Below are 18,385 nucleotides of genomic sequence, written 5' to 3'. Positions count from 1 at the left end.
CCATCGCTAGCAGGCTAGCCCCCACAGAACAGCAACCCAAGTGTCCCTAGATCGCTTCCAGCTTGGCATACCCCAGCATCAACCACTTGCTGCCTTCGCTGAAGTTCACCTGCACCCGGGCCTGCGCTCCGGCACCTTCGAAGTTGAGGATCACACCGTCGCCGAAGATCGAGTGGCGCACGGTCTGGCCCAGGCTGAAGCCGGTCTGCGGGATCTCGCTGCCGCTGAACAGGTTGCTGCCACTCATGGTCTGGTTGCCGCCAAACGGCCGGCTGACGCTGTTGGACAGCCGCACTTCCTGGATCAGGCCTTTCGGTACTTCACGTACGAAACGCGACACCTTGTTGTAGGTCTCGCTGCCATACAGGCGGCGGGTTTCCGCGTAGGTCATCACCAGGTTCTGCATGGCCCGAGTGATACCCACGTAGGCAAGGCGGCGTTCTTCTTCAAGACGGCCGGGCTCTTCCAGGCTCATCTTGTGCGGGAACAGACCTTCTTCCATGCCCACCAGGAACACGTAAGGGAATTCCAGGCCCTTGGCGCTGTGCAGCGTCATCAACTGAATGCTGTCTTCGTGCTCGTCGGCCTGGGTATCGCCGGCTTCCAGTGAAGCGTGACCGAGGAAAGCAGCCAGTGGCGTCAGGTCTTCGTCTTCTTCGCTGTTTTCGAAGTTGCGCGCGGCACTGACCAGTTCCTCAAGGTTTTCTACCCGTGCCTGGCCTTTTTCGCCTTTCTCCGCTTCGTGATAGGCGATCAGCCCCGATTGCTCGATGACTGTCTGCGTCATCAGGTGCAGGGGCATTTCCATGCACTTGGTGGCGAGGTTTTCGATCAGCTCGACGAAGGCACCCAGCGCGCTGGCGGCACGACCGGTAACGCCTTTGTTGGCAACCAGCTGGCGCATGGCTTCCCACATGGACACATCGCTGTGGCGAGCATGCTCGCGAATCGCTTCGACGGTCTTTTCGCCGATGCCGCGAGCCGGCACGTTGATCACCCGTTCCAGTGCTGCATCGTTGCCACGGCCTTCCAGCAGGCGCAGATAGGCCATGGCGTTCTTGATTTCCGCCCGCTCGAAGAAGCGCTGGCCGCCGTAGATGCGATACGGAATGCGCTCGCGCAGCAAGGCTTCTTCCAGAACGCGCGATTGGGCGTTGGAGCGGTACAAAATTGCGATATCGCTTCGGGACAAGCCGGTTTTCAGCGCGCTTTCGATGGTTTCAACCACATAGCGTGCTTCGTCGTGTTCGTTGAACGCGGCGTAGAGATTGATGGCTTCACCATCGCCGCCGTCGGTCCACAACTCTTTGCCCAGGCGCCCGGTGTTGTTGGCAATCAGGGCGTTGGCGGCCTTGAGGATGCCGGCCGTGGAGCGGTAGTTCTGTTCCAGGCGAATGGTTTCGGCGTCCGGGAAGTCTTCCGAGTACTGGTAGATGTTTTCGATTTTCGCGCCACGCCAGCCGTAGATCGACTGGTCGTCGTCGCCGACCACCATCAGGCTGTCGCCACCCTTGGCCAGCAGACGCAACCAGGCGTACTGCACGGCGTTGGTGTCCTGGAACTCGTCCACCAGAATGTGCCGGAAGCGCTTCTGATAGTGAGCGAGCAGGCCGGGGTGATCGCGCCACAGGTCGAGGGCGCGCAGCAGCAGTTCGGAGAAGTCGATGACACCGGCACGCAGGCAGGCGGCCTCATAGGCTTCATAGATGCCGCGCATGGTCGCCAGGAACAGATCGCCGCTGGCTTGAATGTGCTGGGGACGCAGGCCTTCGTCTTTCTGTCCGTTGATGAACCATTGGGCCTGACGAGCTGGCCAGCGTTGTTCGTCGAGGCCGAGCTCGCGGATCACCCGCTTGACCAGGCGTTGCTGGTCATCGCTGTCGAGAATCTGGAACGTCTGGCTCAGGCCGGCTTCTTGCCAGTGCGCCCGTAGCAGGCGGTGCGCCAGGCCGTGGAAGGTACCGACCCACATGCCGGCCGGGTTGATACCCATCAACTGCTCGATGCGGTGGCGCATCTCGGCAGCGGCCTTGTTGGTGAAGGTCACCGACAGGATTGAGTGGGGCGAGGCGTTCTCGACCTGGATCAACCAGGCGATACGGTGCACCAGCACTCGGGTTTTGCCGGAGCCAGCACCGGCCAGGACCAACTGACGGCCCACGGGGGCAGCTACGGCCTGCCGTTGGGCATCGTTGAGGGAGTTCAGCAGAAGGGAGAGATCATCGCGCATCGGGGCATTCTAGGGGGCGGCGTCACCCCGGGCAAACCCGGCTTCGTTTTAACCGATGAAAGTTATCGCCGGGACGACCGGTCGGTCACCTGCTGGAGCCGTTGAGCGGGCTTGGCTGCAACCTTTGGCAAAGGCACCCAGCCTTTCGAAAGCAGGCGATTTTTTGATCAACAGCAGTTTGGTCCGGGCAATGGCTTGTGTATGCTCCGTCGACGTTTCGGGCTCATGCTCATCCATATAAGAACAAGAACAACGCCTATGACCCTCAGCTTTGACCTGTCGGGCCCCACTGTGGAGCCGCGGGTTATCCGCAAACAGTACGCCACGCAAATGGCGGTCGAACGCACGCGCCTGCTGTATCAGGGCTCGCTGCTGCCGACCTTGTTCATGCTGATCAACGGCCTGGTCTGTGCCGGATTACTCTGGAGCCCACAGCGCTACTTTCTGGTCAGTGTCTGGCTGGTCTGGTTGCTGTCCCTGGTGGCTTTGCGCGTGATTCAGGTGGCCGCCTTCGACTCGGCCATTCCCAATCGTCAGGCCAACCCGATCTGGCTGCGCATGTTCCTGCTCGGTTCGGGCCTGACCGGGCTGACGCTGGCCGGTGCAGGTATTGCGCTGGTACCCGCTGACAGTTTCATCCAGCAAGCCTGGGTATTCGGCCTGATCGGTGCCGCTGCCCTGTCGGCCAGCGTGGCCTACGCCGTCAGCCTCCCGGCCTTTCTTTCTTTTACCTTGCCTTGCCTGCTGCCGGCCATCGCCTACATGTTCTGGGGTGGCGATGCCCAGGAGCATGGTTGGGGCTGGTTTGGCCTGATTTTGCTGGGGGCACTGAGTGTGGTGGCCTGGCAGGTGAATCGGCTGATCGACCGCGGCCTGCTGCGACGCTTTCAGAATCAGGCGCTGATCGAACATTTGCAGCAAGCGCAAAACGACAGTCTGCAGCTCAACCAGCAGTTGGCCAGGGAGGTCGATCAGCGTCGTCGGGTTGAAGACGAATTGCGCCAGATCCAGATCGAGCTGGAAAGCCGGGTCGCCCAGCGCAGTCTCGAACTGGATGCCGCCAACGGCGCCCTCAGCAAGAGCGAGGCGCGTCTGGCGCTGGCCTTGAAGGCGAGCGAGCTGGGGTTGTGGGACTGGAATTTGCAAACCGATGAAGTGCATCACACCCATATCAAGGAACTGTTCGGTCTTGAGCCCGAGTATGTGACGGCCATGCTGCGTCATCTCAAGCCGCGGCTACACCCCGAGGATCTGCCGGTACTGCGTCGGGCGCTGGTTGAGCACCTGAAGGGGCGCACCGAGGATTACCAGGTCGAGTACCGCGTGCGTCATGGCGATGGCCACTGGGTCTGGATCGAAGACCGGGGGCGTGCAGTCGAGCGTCGCGACAACGGCCGGGTGGTGCGCATGGTCGGAACCCGTCGCGACATCAGCATCGGCAAGGCACTGGAAGAGCAGCAGCAACTGGCGGCAACCGTGTTCGAGGCGGCCAGTGAAGGTATCGTGATCTTCGACCCCGATTATGCACTGATCGCCGTCAACCAAGCCTTCAGTCGGGTGACCGGCTACCAGATCGAGGAAATTCTCGGGCGCAGTGTTCTTGACCTGCCGTGCAGTCGCGATGCCCGCCGGCACTACGCTGCAATCCACCAGGCGCTTGAGCAGCACGGCAGTTGGCAGGGCGAACTGGTGGAAACGCGCAAAAACGGCGAGATGTACCCGCAATGGCTACATTTGAACGCGGTGCGTGATTCGCGAGGCCAGGTCAGCCACATCGTCGGCTTCTTTGCCGACCTCTCGGTCCGGCGCGAATCCGAAGAACGCATGCGCTATCTGACCCATTACGACGAACTGACGGGGCTGGCCAATCGTTCGCTGTTTCGCGAGCGGCTCAATGAGGCCCACCAGCGGGTACGGCAGGGTGGGTATCGCAGTCTGGCGCTGCTGCACATCAATCTGGATCGCTTCAAGCTGCTCAACGACAGCCTGGGCCATGAAGTCGCCGACCAGCTATTGCAGAAAGTGGCGCGGCGCTTGGTCAATGCATTGCCAGAAGCGGACACCATCGCTCGCTTGTCGGGCGATGAGTTCGCCGTGCTGTTCAACAGTTACGGCAATCTGTCGAGCCTGGCGCGGGTCGCCACAAGGTTGTCAGCCAAACTGCGCGTGCCGGTGACGGTCGAAGGGCATGAACTGGTTGTCAGCGCGTCCATGGGCATCAGCCTGCTACCGGACAACGCCCGGGAAATGTCGACACTGGTCAGCCAGTCGAACATGGCCATGCAACACGCCAAGCATTTGGGCGGCAACAATTTCCAGTTCTACACCGACAGCTTGCAGGCCAGCACACTTGAGCGCCTGCAATTGGAAAACCAGCTGCGCAAGGCCATCGAAGACAAGCAACTCAAGGTGTTCTACCAGCCCAAGCTGTGTCTCGCCTCCGGTCGGCTGAATGCTGCCGAAGCGCTGGTGCGTTGGGACCACCCGACCATGGGCCGCGTGCCCCCGGGGGACTTTATCGGGCTGGCGGAGGAAACCGGGCTGATCGGTCCGATTGGCGAGTTTGTATTGCGCCAAGCCTGCTGGCAGGCCTGTGAGTGGCAGCGCCAGGGCCTGGAGTCGATTCGCGTGTCGGTCAATCTGTCAGTGCATCAGTTACGCCAGGGCAAACTGGTCAGCCTGGTGCGGCAGGTGCTGGAGGAAACCGGACTGGCACCACAACTTCTGGAACTGGAACTCACTGAAAGCCAGTTGCTGGACAGCGTCGAGCACATCATTGCGACGTTCCAGCAACTTCGCGACCTTGGGGTGAAACTGGCTATCGATGATTTCGGTACGGGGTATTCGTCCCTCAGCTACCTCAAGCGCATTCCGGTGGACTACGTGAAAATCGATCAGGCGTTTATCCGTGGTCTAGGGGAGGGCACGGAAGACGCGGCGATTACCCGGGCAATCATTGCCATGGCGCATGGGTTGTCGCTCAAGGTCGTCGCCGAAGGGGTGGAGCGGGAGGAGCAGCTTGCGTTTCTCAGGCAAGAGCATTGCGATGAAGTGCAGGGGTATCTGATCAGTCGGCCAGTCGAGGCGGATGGGTTGGCTGCACTGTTGCGAGAGCAGTGTGAGTAAACGATGGAAACGTCCCGCCGCTCGCAATGTGTGTTCGGCGGGAAGCCAGGAAGCAAATTCCTCATTGGGTAATCAGTATCTCATCGATATGGTGAACTAACTTATCGTCGAAAAATATACTGATTCCCGAGACGTTAGAGTCCCCCGTTATTTTATATTCAACAGGCTTGTCCGTTTTGTCTTTCCAATAAATACCGAGGCACTCTTCAATGATCAAAATCAGACGCAAATCGAATGATTTGTCTTGTAGCGGGCTGAATATCAGTCTGGGCTTCAGGCCAGGATGATCAACAGTTACGGTACCCTGTACGCGAAAAAAGGTATCGCCTGGCATACGGTTGATTTGTGCAGTCCAGTCTTTCGTTTCAATATTCATATTCATTAACTCCTGTAATTTAGGCAATTTGCATTCCTGCCGGATGAATATATCGATTCAATTAGCGGGCGTGTGGATGGTTTTTATTTAAGTTGTAAGCTTTTTTGATGGGCGTGATTGTGCGCGTTTGTGGGGTGATGCAAGCAGATCAGGGCAAAGTTATTGCAGAGATGACGGCCAATGGCCCTGGTGAGCGCGGCCGTGAGTGCTACATGAAGCGCGGCCTGCTGAAATCAGGGGGATCCGGTTACGCATTGAGCAGGCAAAAAGCCGATTCATGTAGTATAACTACAAGCGTGCTACATCCCCGGCGCCTGCCCATAACAAAGAGTCCAGCCCTTTGAATCTGCTGCAACACATCGCCCAGTCCCGTCACCTGTTACGCAAGTCGGAGCTCAAGGTCGCCGACCACGTGCTGCTTGATCCTGCGGCGGTGATGCACAGCTCCATGGCTGACCTGGCCCACAGCGTGGGCATCAGCGAGCCGACCATCGTGCGTTTTTGCCGTGCGATCGGCTGTTCCGGTTTTCAGGACCTGAAGTTGAAGCTGGCCCAGAGCCTGGCGGCAGGGGCGAGTTTCGGGCAGTTCGCGATTCATGAAGACGATTCGGTTGCCGATTACAGCCTGAAAATTTTCGACACAACCCTGCATACCCTGATGGAGGTCCGCGAAAAGCTCGACCCGCAAGAACTGCAAAGGGCGGTGACGCTAATGTCCCAGGCGCAGCGTGTCGAGTTCTACGGCTTTGGTGCCTCGGGTGCGGTGGCGGCGGACGCCCAGCACAAGTTCTTCCGCTTGCTGCTGACCGCGGCGGCGTATTCCGACCCGCACATGCAGGCGATGTCAGCGGTGACGCTGAAACCGACTGACGTGGCGATCTGTATTTCCCAGTCCGGGCGTTCCAAGGATTTGCTGATTACGGCGAACCTGGTGCGCGAAAGTGGCGCTTCGTTGATTACCTTGTGCCCAAGCGCGACGCCGCTGGCCGAGTTGTCTACCGTCAACCTTGCGATCGACGTGCACGAGGACACCGAAATCTATACGCCGCTGACCTCGCGTATCGCTCACCTGGTAGTGATCGACGTGCTGGCGATGGGCGTGGCGATGGCGCGCGGTCCGAGCCTGGTCAATCATCTCAAGAGCGTCAAGCGCAGCCTGCGCAGCTTGCGCCTGTCGCCCAAGTCGGTAAAAGCGCTGGATGACTGAGGTCATCGCAAGCTCGTTCCGACCTTGATCGCGAGCAAGCTCGCTCCCACAGGATTGGCGGCGCATGCGGATTTTGTATTGCATTGAAGGTCCCTTGTGTGAGCGAGCCTGTTCGCGAAGGCGTGCTTGAATACACCGCAACCTTCATCAGTCTGTAACGACCGAGCCGCCAAACCGTCATCCCCCGCGCCTATCTTGAAGCTCCTGAACTCGCCTTGGGAGACTCGAAATGGCCATGCCTTACGAAGAACGCAACAGCGCTGTCAAAACCCGCCGCCAGCAAGAAGATCAGCGCCGCATGGAATTTCGCCGCGCCATCGAAGACCGCTGCGAACGCCGTCAACTGCTGGCAGAAATCGGTGATTTCCCTGAGCTGGAACTCAACTTCTGGCAGACATCTCCCGCAGCTTCCCGTCGAAACGCTCAACCAGGGCGCTGATCTGAATCCGTTCACTGCGGATGAAGGCAAGGAACGCGTGAGCAACCGGTGACAGGCGTTTTGCCTTGGCCTGCACCAGGCACCAGCTGCGGTAGAGCGGCAGTTCCTCGACTGGCAGTTCGATCAAGCCGCCGGTGGCCAACTCAAGGTTCAGGGCGTGACGCGTCAACAGCGCAACGCCCAAGCCTGCCAGGACACATTCACGCTGCGCCTCGGCCGACGAGACTTCCTGAGTCTGGTTGAAGTGCACGCGCTTCTCTTTGAAATACTCCTCGCACGCCAACCGCGTACCTGAGCCAGGCTCACGCAACAACAGAGTGTAAGGCTCCAGATCCTGCAAGCGCAAAGGCCCCATGTGACACAACGGATGATCCGGTGGTGCGACGGCGACGATCGGGTTGTTCAGGAATGGCAGGAACTCCAGGCCCATGTCCTGGGGCACCATGGACATGATCACCAGGTCATCGCGATTGTCGGAAAGGCGCCGGATGACCTGGCCGCGATTGACCACCGTCAGCTGCAAATTCACTTCCGGATGCTGGCGCTTGAAGGCCGCGAACAGGTGCGGTACGAAGTACTTGGCGCTGGATTCGATGGCCAGTTTCAGCTGCCCTTGCAGCGAGCCCTGCATGTCCGACAGCTGCATGTCGAGGTTTTCCAGGCGGCCGAAAATGTCCCGGCTTGCGCGCTGTAACGCTTCAGCGGCTTCAGTCATGTAGAGTTTTTTGCCGACATAATCGAACAAAGGCTGGCCAATCAGCTCTTCAAGCTGGCGAATCTGCAGGCTCACGGCGGGTTGTGTGAGAGACATTTCGTCGGCCGCACGGCTATAGGACCGCAAATCGCAGACCTCGTTGAAGATCTGCAATTGACGCAAAGTCATACGCATCAATGACTTACGCATTATTCACTCACTTTTGTTCTTGGCTTGTGCATCAACTATAAGTCTTTACTTATGCACGACCCAATTTTTATTCATTTTTGTTAATCCCTTGTGAGCGCTAGTGTGGCCCTGCGACCAGATTGAAACATTTGGTCACGCGTCGACCTGGGTCTAGCAGGTCGTGGGTACTACCGGCTCAAGGGAAACTCCAAGTGATAACAAAGATCCTGATCGCCAACCGTGGTGAGATTGCCGTACGCATCGTACGTGCCTGTGCCGAAATGGGCATTCGCTCGGTCGCGATCTACTCCGACGCCGACCGTCATGCCTTGCATGTCAAACGTGCGGATGAAGCCCACAGCATTGGTGCCGAGCCTCTGGCCGGTTACCTGAACCCGCGCAAGCTGGTGAACCTGGCGGTGGAAACCGGTTGTGATGCATTGCACCCCGGCTATGGCTTCCTGTCGGAAAACGCCGAGCTGGCAGACATCTGCGCCGAACGCGGCATCAAATTCATTGGCCCGGCGGCCGAAGTCATTCGCCGCATGGGCGACAAGACCGAAGCGCGCCGCAGCATGATCAAGGCGGGCGTACCGGTCACCCCCGGCACCGAAGGCAACGTCTCCGGCATCGAAGAGGCCCTGGCCGAGGGTGACCGCATCGGTTATCCGGTGATGCTCAAGGCCACCTCCGGTGGTGGCGGTCGCGGCATTCGTCGCTGCAACAGTCGCGAAGAGCTGGAACAGAATTTCCCTCGGGTGATTTCCGAAGCCACCAAGGCGTTCGGTTCGGCGGAAGTGTTTCTGGAAAAATGCATCGTTAACCCCAAGCACATCGAAGCGCAGATTCTCGGCGACAGCTTTGGCAACGTGGTGCACCTGTTCGAGCGCGACTGCTCGATCCAGCGCCGCAACCAGAAGCTGATCGAAATCGCCCCAAGCCCGCAACTGACCCCGGAACAGCGCGCCTATATCGGCGACCTGTCCGTGCGTGCGGCCAAGGCGGTGGGTTACGAGAACGCCGGCACCGTGGAGTTCCTGCTCGCCGAGGGCGAGGTGTACTTCATGGAGATGAACACCCGGGTGCAGGTGGAACACACCATCACCGAAGAAATCACCGGCATCGACATCGTTCGCGAGCAGATCCGTATCGCCTCCGGCCTGCCGCTTTCGGTGAAACAGGAAGACATCCACCACCGTGGTTTCGCCCTGCAATTTCGGATCAACGCCGAAGACCCGAAGAACAACTTCCTGCCGAGCTTCGGCAAGATCACTCGTTACTACGCTCCGGGTGGCCCCGGCGTGCGGACCGATACGGCGATCTACACCGGTTACACCATCCCGCCGTTCTACGACTCCATGTGCCTGAAACTGGTGGTGTGGGCGCTGACCTGGGAAGAGGCGATGGACCGTGGCTTGCGCGCCCTCGACGACATGCGTCTGCAAGGGGTCAAGACCACCGCCGCGTACTACCAGGAAATCCTGCGTAACCCGGAATTCCGTAGCGGCCAGTTCAACACCAGCTTCGTTGAAAGCCACCCTGAACTGACCAACTACTCGATCAAGCGCAAACCCGAAGAGCTGGCCCTGGCCATCGCCGCCGCCATCGCCGCCCACGCAGGCCTGTGAGGAATAGAACAATGAGCAAGAAGATTCATGTAACCGACACCATCCTGCGCGACGCCCACCAATCGCTGCTCGCGACCCGCATGCGCACCGAAGACATGCTGCCGATCTGCGACAAGCTCGACAAGGTTGGCTACTGGTCGCTGGAGTGCTGGGGCGGCGCGACATTCGACGCCTGCGTCCGTTTTCTGAAAGAAGACCCGTGGGAGCGTTTGCGCCAACTGCGCGCGGCACTGCCTAACACCCGCCTGCAAATGCTGCTGCGTGGCCAGAACCTGCTGGGCTACCGCCACTACAGCGACGACGTGGTCAAAGCCTTCGTCGCCAAGGCAGCGGTTAACGGCATCGACGTGTTCCGTATCTTCGACGCCATGAACGACGTGCGTAACCTGCGCGTGGCCATTGAAGCAGTGAAGGCGGCGGGCAAGCATGCCCAGGGCACTATCGCCTACACCACCAGCCCGGTGCACACCATCGATGCGTTCGTCACCCAGGCCAAGCAGATGGAAGCCATGGGTTGCGACTCGGTGGCGATCAAGGACATGGCCGGTCTGCTGACCCCGTACGCTACAGGTGAACTGGTTCGCGCACTGAAGGCCGAGCAGTCGCTGCCGGTGTTCATCCACTCCCACGACACCGCTGGCCTGGCCGCGATGTGCCAACTCAAGGCCATCGAAAATGGTGCTGATCACATCGATACCGCGATCTCCAGCTTCGCATCGGGCACCAGCCACCCGGGCACCGAGTCGATGGTCGCTGCCCTCAAAGGCACCGAGTTCGACACCGGCCTGAACCTGGAGCTGCTGCAGGAGATCGGCCTGTACTTCTACGCCGTGCGCAAGAAATACCACCAGTTCGAAAGCGAATTCACCGCGGTCGACACCCGTGTGCAAGTCAACCAGGTACCGGGCGGGATGATTTCCAACCTGGCCAACCAGTTGAAAGAGCAGGGCGCACTGAACCGCATGAGTGAAGTGCTGGCCGAAATCCCGCGGGTTCGCGAAGACCTTGGCTTCCCGCCGCTGGTAACCCCGACCTCGCAGATCGTCGGTACCCAGGCGTTCTTCAACGTACTGGCCGGCGAACGCTACAAGACCATCACCAACGAAGTGAAGCTGTACTTGCAGGGCGGCTACGGCAAGGCGCCGGGCACCGTGAACGAGCAACTGCGTCGTCAGGCCATCGGCAGTGAAGAAGTGATCGACGTGCGTCCGGCCGACCTGCTCAAGCCGGAAATGGCCAAGCTGCGTGCCGATATCGGTGCTCTGGCCAAGTCCGAAGAAGACGTGCTGACCTTCGCCATGTTCCCGGACATCGGGCGCAAGTTCCTCGAAGAGCGTGCCGCCGGCACCCTGACCCCTGAAGTACTGCTGCCGATTCCGGAAGCGGGCAAGGTCGCTTCGGCCGGTGGCGAAGGCGTGCCGACCGAGTTCGTCATCGACGTTCACGGCGAAACCTATCGCGTCGACATTACCGGTGTCGGTGTGAAGTCTGAAGGCAAGCGTCACTTCTACCTGTCCATCGACGGCATGCCGGAAGAAGTGGTGTTCGAACCGCTCAACGAGTTCGTCGGCGGTGGCAGCAGCAAGCGCAAGCAAGCCAGCGCACCGGGCCACGTCAGCACCACCATGCCGGGCAACATTGTCGATGTGCTGGTCAAGGAGGGTGACACCGTCAAGGCGGGCCAGGCTGTCCTGATCACCGAAGCGATGAAGATGGAAACCGAAGTCCAGGCGGCCATCGCCGGCAAGGTCACTGCCATTCACGTCGCCAAGGGCGACCGGGTCAACCCGGGCGAAATCCTGATCGAAATCGAAGGCTGAGTTAACAGCCTCGATAACAACGCTTTATACCTCGGGGGGGCATGTGCTCCCCTTTTTTTTGCCTGGCTTATTCGCCCACTGACAGGTGGCTGAACACTGTTGTAGTTAGAACGCCATCTGCCACTGCCCGATCAATCCGTGGTTGCGGCTGTTGTTGCCGATTTCGCCGCTGTAGCCGACGCCTATCGTGTGGCGAGCGGAAATGCCCAGGTCAACGCCCGCTTCCAGCACCAGGCTGTCCCGATCCAGGGAGCTGCCGTCGACACTGAACGCCGTTCCGCCGACCACAAAAGCCTGGCGTGTAGAGTTGCTGACATCGCCATAGGTGTGTTTCCAGCCGGTGGTCACGCGCGGCGTCAGGCTCATGCCGTTGTCCAGGGTGCCGAGGTAGGCCAGGCGTACGCCGAGGGTGCTGTTGAAGTTGTCCTGGGTCTGCGCATCGACTTGCAGCGCGGCGGGGCCGCCTTTTTCCTGGTAGCTGTCGCGGTGATAGCGCTGATAGCCGAGGCTGGCGAAAGGCTCGGTGCTGAGCCGGCCATTGCCCAGTGCGTAGCCCAGTTCCGCGAAGGCTTGCTGGCTGTCGGCGTCGTAGTCGCCCTTGAGGCGGTCGTTGAAGCCATCGAAGGCCACCGTGCGTTTGCTGTCCCCTTGATGGCCACTGTAGGCCGCACCCAAACGCAAGGCCATCGGACCGTTCTGATGCACGGCATACACCCCGGCGTGCCAGCTCTCGACGTTGCCATCGCTGCCCGTGGCATCCAGATCGGTTTTGGAATAGCCGCCCAATACACCCAGGCGCCATTGTGGATTGAGCGCCCAATCGGCGCCGATCACGCTGCCCTTGGTGCGTTGTTCAAGGCTGCTGTTGCCGTGTTCGCCATCGAGCTTGCCGTAGCCGCCGATGGCTTGCAGCCAGAGACGACCCTGCGCATTCGGGTCGTTCAGGTTGCGCGCTTCGGTTGGCACCCCATTGGCGGCGAGCACCGGCGTGTCCTTTTGCTCCAGACCGACCATCAGCCCCGAGCTACCGCCCATCTGCCGCATGGTCGAGAGCATGCTGCTGCCGACCTGGCTGCTGGCGCCGAGCGTTGCGCTGGTCAGGTTGGCGTTGCTGGCCCCGGCCAATTGCTCGATGGCCGCGCCCGCACTGGTGGTACTGGTGTTGAGCAAGGCGTTGTACAACACGTTGTTCTTGCCCAGAGAGGCCAGGCTGTTGGCGGCGTTGCCCCCGTTACCGGTCAGGGCCATTTCGTTGAACGCTACGTCGTTGCGCGTGTACGTCAGGTCGACTGCGGTCGGTGTGTACGCCAGGGTTGGCGTGAGGAATGCGTAGTCGCTGGTGACGTTGCCGAAGGTGCCGTTGATGCTTGCCGCTTGCAGTACGGTGTAGCGACTTTGCCAGGGATAAGTGCCACTGCCGGGGTTCACTGCGAGGGTGGCGCCGTTCAGATTGGCCGTGCCACCGACGATTACCGGGGCGCTGCTGCCATCGGCGTTGACACCGTAAGCCAGCGTGCCGCCGCTGCCGAAAGTCAGATCGTGGCTGATCTTCGCCGTGCCGAGTTGAGTGTTGGTCTGCAATGTACCGTCGACCTGCAGATTGCCCACCGAACCGCCGCCGGCATACACGCCACCGGCATCCACGGTCATGCTGCCGGCGATGCCACCCTGGTTGATCAGGCGTGCGCCATTGCGTACCGCACCACCGTCGCTGAAATCGCCGTTGCCGGTCAGCGTCCAGGCGCCTTGCCTGACCTCGAGAAATTCGAAATTGCGGCTGTCGCCAAAGCTGCCGCCTGCGGCATCGTCCATCACTATACGGTCGTAACCGCTGCCGCCGTCGACCAGGCCGATAAAACGGCTGCCGCTGCGCAAGGTCAGGTTGTCGTTGCCGCCGCCCAAGTCGAGGGCCAAACCGTTGCTGCCACTGATGGTGCCGCCGTTGATGACGGTGTCGGCGAACTCGCCCACCAGTTTCACGCCGAAACCATTGAGGCCCTGAATCGTGCCGTAGTTTTCCAGAGTGGTCGCTGCCACGCCGGAGCCGCCGCTGCCGTCGTCCACCAGAATCGCACTGTCGGCACCGCTGATCAGCGCGCCCTTGGCGTTCAAAATGTAACCGCCGCCCAGGGCGATGCCTTCACTGCCGTTGGCGAAACCACCCTTGTCCACGCCACCGGCGCCGACACCCTGAATGGTGCCGTAGTTTTCAATGTGGGCGATCTTGTCGATGTCGACACCATCGCCGTCACCGTTGGCTTGCAGGCCGGAATACGCGCCGGTGATGGTGCCGTGGTTGATCACCGTGCCGTCACCATCGGAGCCAAAACCGGAGCCATTGCGCCCGGTAATCTGCCCATAGTTGACCAGCGTCGCCCCGAGGTCAGTGGTGATGCCGTGACGACCGCCGGAGATGGTGCCGTAGTTGGTCACCGTGACGCCGGTGGCACTATCGATATCGATGCCATCGAACTTCTCGTCGGCGTTATGTGAGTCGCCGGTAGAGATCTCGCCGTAGTTGGTGATCGTGGCATTGGCGCCGGTCTTCATGCCGTCGCTGGCGTCACCGCGAATCAGTGCGCCGGCGCGGTTGATGATGGTGGTCGTCACCCCGTTGCTGCGCAGTGCATCAAGGTCCAGGCCTTGGCCGGTGGTCGAGCGAATGATCCCGCTGTTGTCGATCAACAGACTGCCGCTGACGAAATTGCTGTCGATGCGCAACGCGTCGTTGAAACCGAGAATCTGGCCACCGGCGCGGTTGTAAATGCTGTAGTTGCGCGCCTGCGTCAGGTCGCCACTGCTGTCGATGGCCCGGCCGCCGGTGGAAATGATCTGCCCGGCGTTATCGATGATCACGCCAGCGCCGCTGGTGCTGTCCTTGAGGCTGACGGTTTTCCCCGCATTGGTGATGCTGCCGGGGGCGGATATCGTCAGGGTGTCGCTGCCGCCGAGGGTTTGCGCGGTGGTGGTGGCGGTGTCGATGTTTACGTTCTTGGCTTGCGTGCTGGTGGCGCTGATCAGCAGGGCAATGGTCAGGGCGAGACGCTGCGGCGGCAAGGGCATGGGAAGACGTCCGTTTCGTTATAAGCGGGGCGTCTTGTATAGCGAGGAGTTTTTACAAATTGATGTATTGGCAGTGCGGACATTTTCTTGAAGATATTGCGAAATGATTCCTTAGCTGCATGTGGATCAAAGGATCGCCTGAATTCGGGTCGAATCTTCAGACGATCTGTTTGCCTGCCGGGCCGTTAGTTACGGCACTCAACCAACCCTTTCACCTGCCCCGATTCCGATTGGTTTTCCTCACTCAACCAGCGTTCAAACCCTGCGCCAATTGCCGGCCATTCCGAATCCACAATCGAGTACCACGCGGTATCGCGGTTCTGGCCCTTGACCACCATGTGCTGGCGGAACACGCCTTCGAAACTGAAGCCCAGGCGTTCGGCGGCGTATTTGGAGCGGGCGTTGCCGTTGTTGCACTTCCACTCCAGACGACGGTAACCCAGGGCGAAGGATTCCTTGGCCAGCAGGTAGACGGCCTCGGTACTTTTCGGTGTGCGCTGCATCGGGGCGCCGAAGGTGACGTGACCGATTTCGATGCGGCCCTGGGCCGGAACGATGGACATCAGGCTGAGGATGCCTTGCACTTCACCGCTGGCGCGGTCAATCACACTGAAGAAGTACGGGTCGCTGTGGGCCGCGTGATTGTTCAGCCAGTCATTGAATGCGCTGCGCTCGGGGAAGGGGCCGTAAGGCAGGTAGTCCCAAAGCTTCGGGTCGGCGCCCGGGCCTTGCAGTGCCTTGAACAAATCGTCGCCGTGACGCGCCGGGTCGAGTTTTTCCAGGCGAATGTAACGCCCTTCGATCAGTTGCGTGGTGGGGGCCGGGGCGCCTTTCCAGTCGGCGAGTGAAGTCGACATGTTGTTCTCCGTTTACCTTGAATGGGGCCTTAAATGGCTTTGCGAAACTGAATGAAACCGGGACGTTCGGCGATGCGCTCGTAGAGCTGGATCGCAGTGGCATTGGTTTCGTGGGTCAGCCAATGCACTTTGTTGCAGCCGTCGGCCTTGGCGGTGGCGTAGACGAACTCGATCAGCTTGCGGCCGACGCCGGTGCCACGGGTTTGCGGTGCCACCAGCAGGTCTTGCAGGTAGCAGGAGTTTTCGATGGCCCAGTTCGAACGGTGGTAGATGAAGTGCACCATGCCTACCGCCTTGCCATCGGTCCAGGCGAGAGCCGCGTGGGTCGGTTCGTTCGGGTCGAGCATGCGCTGCCAGGAGCTTTGCGTGACGGCCTCCGGCAGCTCGGTTTTGTAGAAGCTCAGGTACGCCTGCCACAGTGGCAGCCAGGCGGCGTAGTCGTCGGCGCTGACCTGGCGGATTTCGATCTGAGTCATGTTCATTCCTTGGGCATCAAGTGGGCGAGGGCCTGGTCGTATAGGTCAGGACTGGCGCTGAGTCCTTCGCGTACGCCGGCGATGTCTGCGGTGCTGCGGTTCTGGCTGAGCTTGCGCTTGCCTTCCAGCCGGTCGATCGGAATGGCGAAGCCGACGATGGCCTTGAGCATCCCGTCGATGTAGTCGGCCGGTGCATCGTCGACGGACCAGGGTTGCGCACGGCCGGCCTCATGGCGATTGGTGAGGGTGCTGACAATATCCAGCAGGCGTCCGCCGTCGCTGAAGGTTTCGGCGTTGCCGTAGGCATGCACGGCGACGTAGTTCCAGGTCGGCACGACTTTGCCGTGCTCGGCCTTGCTCGGATAAAAGCCCGGGCTGACGTAGGCATCGGCCCCGGGAAAAATCACCAGGGCTTCGGCGCCGTCGCGCAGGTCTTTCCATTGTGGGTTGGCCTTGGCCAGATGCCCGTACAGCGTGCCGTTCGGACCTTGTTCGCGATGCAGCAATACCGGTACGTGGCTGGCCTGCAAACCGTGCTCGCCATGGGTGACCACAATCGCCAGGCGCGTGGCGAGGATCAGTTCGTGCAGTTGGGACAAGTCGTCGATGGCAAAGGCTTTGGGTAGATACATGGAAATTATTCCTTGGCGAATGCCTCCATCCTAGGCAGGCTATTGGTCTGTTGTAAGAGCCATTAAAGACCAATTTCATAGGTCCATTGCCATGACGGATTCGCCGATTTCCCTGTCCTTCAACCCGGCCGGTATCGAACTTGATCGTCGCCAGGGCTTGAGCCGTCAGCTGTACCAGGCCTTGCGCCTGCGGGTGCTCGATGGCCGACTGGCTGGCGGTACGCGGTTGCCGGCCAGTCGCGACCTGGCGGCCGCCTTGGCCATTTCCCGTAACAGTGTGGTGCGCGCCTACGACCAGCTTTACGCCGAAGGCTTCATCGAGGGAAGGGTCGGCGATGGCACTTACGTCGCTCAACTGCCTCAGGCAGCGCTGCCGGGCAAAAAACTATCCACAAAAGTATCCACAGGGTTTTCAACAGGCTTACCCACAGCCTTATCCACAAATTGGCTTGATTTACCTGTTAATTCATCCAGCAAAGTTATCCACAGCGACTCCCTGGAGCGGGTCAAAAACAACCACCTGGCGCTTCCGCCGAGCGGGCCGCCGCGGGCATTTCGGGTCGGTGTTCCGGCGTTCGATCTGTTTCCTTTCGAGGTCTGGGCCAAGCTGAATGCGGCTTTCTGGCGCAAACCGGACCTGCAGCAGCTGTGTTATGGCGACCCGGCGGGGGATTCGCGGCTGCGGGGGATGATCGCCGCCTATTTGCGCAGTTCCCGGGGTATGCAGTGCACGGCTGAGCAAATTGTGATCACCAGTGGCGCGCAACAGGGAATCAGCCTTTGTGCACAGTTGCTGGTGGAACCGGGGGACGGTGTGGCGATCGAGAATCCGGGGTATCGGGCGGCCGGTCATGCATTCGCTGTGGCCGGAGGGCGATTGCGTGGCGTGGCGGTCGACAGCGAAGGCATCGATTGCAGTGCGTTGGCGGCGCTTGGCGATTGCCGGTTGGCCTACGTGACGCCTTCGCATCAGTACCCGACTGGCGTGGTGATGAGCCTGGCCCGGCGTCTGGAATTGCTGGCCTGGGCCGAGCGAACCGGGGGCTGGATTGTCGAGGACGATTACGACGGTGAGTATCGCTACAGCGGGGCGCCGCTGGCGCCGTTGGCTGCATTGGATCGGCATGGGCGAGTGCTGTACGTCGGCACCTTCGGCAAAGTCGCTTTCCCGGCGTTGCGCCTGGGTTATCTGGTGCTGCCACCCGGCTTGGTCGACGCCTTCGCGCAACGTCGCGCAGTGGATGTGCGCCATTCGGAAGTCAGTACCCAGGTGGTGATGGCCGAGTTCATGGCGGCCGGGCATTTCCAGCGGCATATACGGCGCATGCGCCGGGCCGCATCGAGCCGCCGCACTGCCTTGATGAGCGGCTGGCCCACAGACGTGCCGGGCATAGGCAGCTTGCCAGGGGTCGCGGCGGGGTTGCACATGACCGTGCCGGTCAACAGCCTGGCGCGCGAACGTGAACTGGTTGGGCTGGCTGCCGAAGCCGGTGTGGAAATCAATGCATTGAGCAGCTATTGGCTGTCGGACTCGTCAACCCCTCAGGATCAGCGCGCGGGGTTGGTACTGGGCTTTGCCGCCGTGCCCGAAGTGGCCATAGCGGCAGCCCTTGAGCGGCTCAAAACGGTGTGGTGTGAACGCTGATGG

13 protein-coding genes are annotated in these 18,385 nt (G+C 60.4%); 6 read left to right on the top strand and 7 right to left on the bottom strand.

The genetic code is table 11. From position 1 onward, the window contains the following. Positions 1-46: 46 nt before the first annotated feature. Positions 47-2,230, bottom strand: coding sequence for a DNA helicase II (gene uvrD, locus EIY72_RS06820; protein WP_093228438.1), 2,184 nt, complete (start codon positions 2,228-2,230; stop codon positions 47-49). A gap of 258 nt (positions 2,231-2,488) precedes the next feature. Between uvrD and EIY72_RS06815 the strand changes: the two genes are divergently transcribed. Continuing rightward, positions 2,489-5,356, top strand: coding sequence for an EAL domain-containing protein (locus EIY72_RS06815; RefSeq protein WP_093228441.1), 2,868 nt, complete (start codon positions 2,489-2,491; stop codon positions 5,354-5,356). Between the two features lie 61 nt (positions 5,357-5,417). Here the strand turns inward: EIY72_RS06815 and EIY72_RS06810 are convergent, their stop codons facing one another. Then, complete coding sequence (locus EIY72_RS06810; RefSeq protein ID WP_093228444.1) at positions 5,418-5,732, bottom strand: hypothetical protein; 315 nt, start codon at positions 5,730-5,732, stop codon at positions 5,418-5,420. A 340-nt stretch (positions 5,733-6,072) separates the two neighbouring features. Between EIY72_RS06810 and hexR the strand changes: the two genes are divergently transcribed. Together hexR and EIY72_RS06800 are read left to right on the top strand one after the other, a co-directional pair. Further along, positions 6,073-6,939, top strand: coding sequence for a transcriptional regulator HexR (gene hexR, locus EIY72_RS06805; protein ID WP_093228448.1), 867 nt, complete (start codon positions 6,073-6,075; stop codon positions 6,937-6,939). Positions 6,940-7,168: 229 nt separating this feature from the next. After that, positions 7,169-7,378 carry a PA3496 family putative envelope integrity protein gene (locus EIY72_RS06800; protein WP_093228451.1) on the top strand — a complete coding sequence of 70 codons (210 nt, stop codon included), beginning with the start codon at positions 7,169-7,171 and terminating at the stop codon, positions 7,376-7,378. On the opposite strand, the gene EIY72_RS06795 is transcribed toward EIY72_RS06800, so the two are convergent. Next, entirely contained in the window at positions 7,320-8,282 is a 963-nt protein-coding gene (locus EIY72_RS06795; protein ID WP_093228453.1) for a LysR family transcriptional regulator, read from the bottom strand. The genes EIY72_RS06800 and EIY72_RS06795 overlap by 59 nt on opposite strands. 191 nt (positions 8,283-8,473) lie before the next feature. Here EIY72_RS06795 and EIY72_RS06790 point away from each other — a divergent pair, with 191 nt between their 5' ends. Continuing rightward, on the top strand, positions 8,474-9,889 hold the full coding sequence (locus tag EIY72_RS06790) for an acetyl-CoA carboxylase biotin carboxylase subunit (RefSeq protein ID WP_093228457.1): 1,416 nt from the start codon (positions 8,474-8,476) through the stop codon (positions 9,887-9,889). Between the two features lie 11 nt (positions 9,890-9,900). After that, positions 9,901-11,709, top strand: a complete 1,809-nt coding sequence (gene oadA, locus EIY72_RS06785; protein WP_093228460.1) for a sodium-extruding oxaloacetate decarboxylase subunit alpha — start codon at positions 9,901-9,903, stop codon at positions 11,707-11,709. Between the two features lie 105 nt (positions 11,710-11,814). Here the strand turns inward: oadA and EIY72_RS06780 are convergent, their stop codons facing one another. The 4 genes from EIY72_RS06780 to EIY72_RS06765 form a co-directional block, all read right to left on the bottom strand. After that, positions 11,815-14,772: an autotransporter outer membrane beta-barrel domain-containing protein gene (locus EIY72_RS06780; RefSeq protein WP_093228463.1), complete on the bottom strand. Its 2,958-nt coding sequence runs from the start codon at positions 14,770-14,772 to the stop codon at positions 11,815-11,817. A 185-nt stretch (positions 14,773-14,957) separates the two neighbouring features. After that, the gene (locus EIY72_RS06775) at positions 14,958-15,629 is read right to left on the bottom strand and encodes a GNAT family N-acetyltransferase (protein WP_093228466.1); all 672 of its coding nucleotides are present in this window, start codon (positions 15,627-15,629) and stop codon (positions 14,958-14,960) included. A gap of 29 nt (positions 15,630-15,658) precedes the next feature. Continuing rightward, the gene (locus EIY72_RS06770) at positions 15,659-16,105 is read right to left on the bottom strand and encodes a GNAT family N-acetyltransferase (RefSeq protein ID WP_093228470.1); all 447 of its coding nucleotides are present in this window, start codon (positions 16,103-16,105) and stop codon (positions 15,659-15,661) included. Positions 16,106-16,107: 2 nt separating this feature from the next. Beyond that, on the bottom strand, positions 16,108-16,737 hold the full coding sequence (locus EIY72_RS06765; RefSeq protein WP_093228473.1) for an FMN-binding negative transcriptional regulator: 630 nt from the start codon (positions 16,735-16,737) through the stop codon (positions 16,108-16,110). Between the two features lie 91 nt (positions 16,738-16,828). On the opposite strand from EIY72_RS06765, the gene pdxR reads away from it, so the two are divergent. Beyond that, positions 16,829-18,382: a MocR-like pyridoxine biosynthesis transcription factor PdxR gene (gene pdxR, locus EIY72_RS06760; protein ID WP_093228476.1), complete on the top strand. Its 1,554-nt coding sequence runs from the start codon at positions 16,829-16,831 to the stop codon at positions 18,380-18,382. The last annotated feature ends 3 nt before the right edge of the window (positions 18,383-18,385 follow it).

Origin of the sequence: Pseudomonas vancouverensis, assembly GCF_004348895.1 — a bacterium.
GTDB lineage: Bacteria > Pseudomonadota > Gammaproteobacteria > Pseudomonadales > Pseudomonadaceae > Aquipseudomonas > Aquipseudomonas vancouverensis.
Note: the sequence above shows the minus strand (reverse complement) of the source record. Positions and strands in the feature narration are given on the sequence as shown.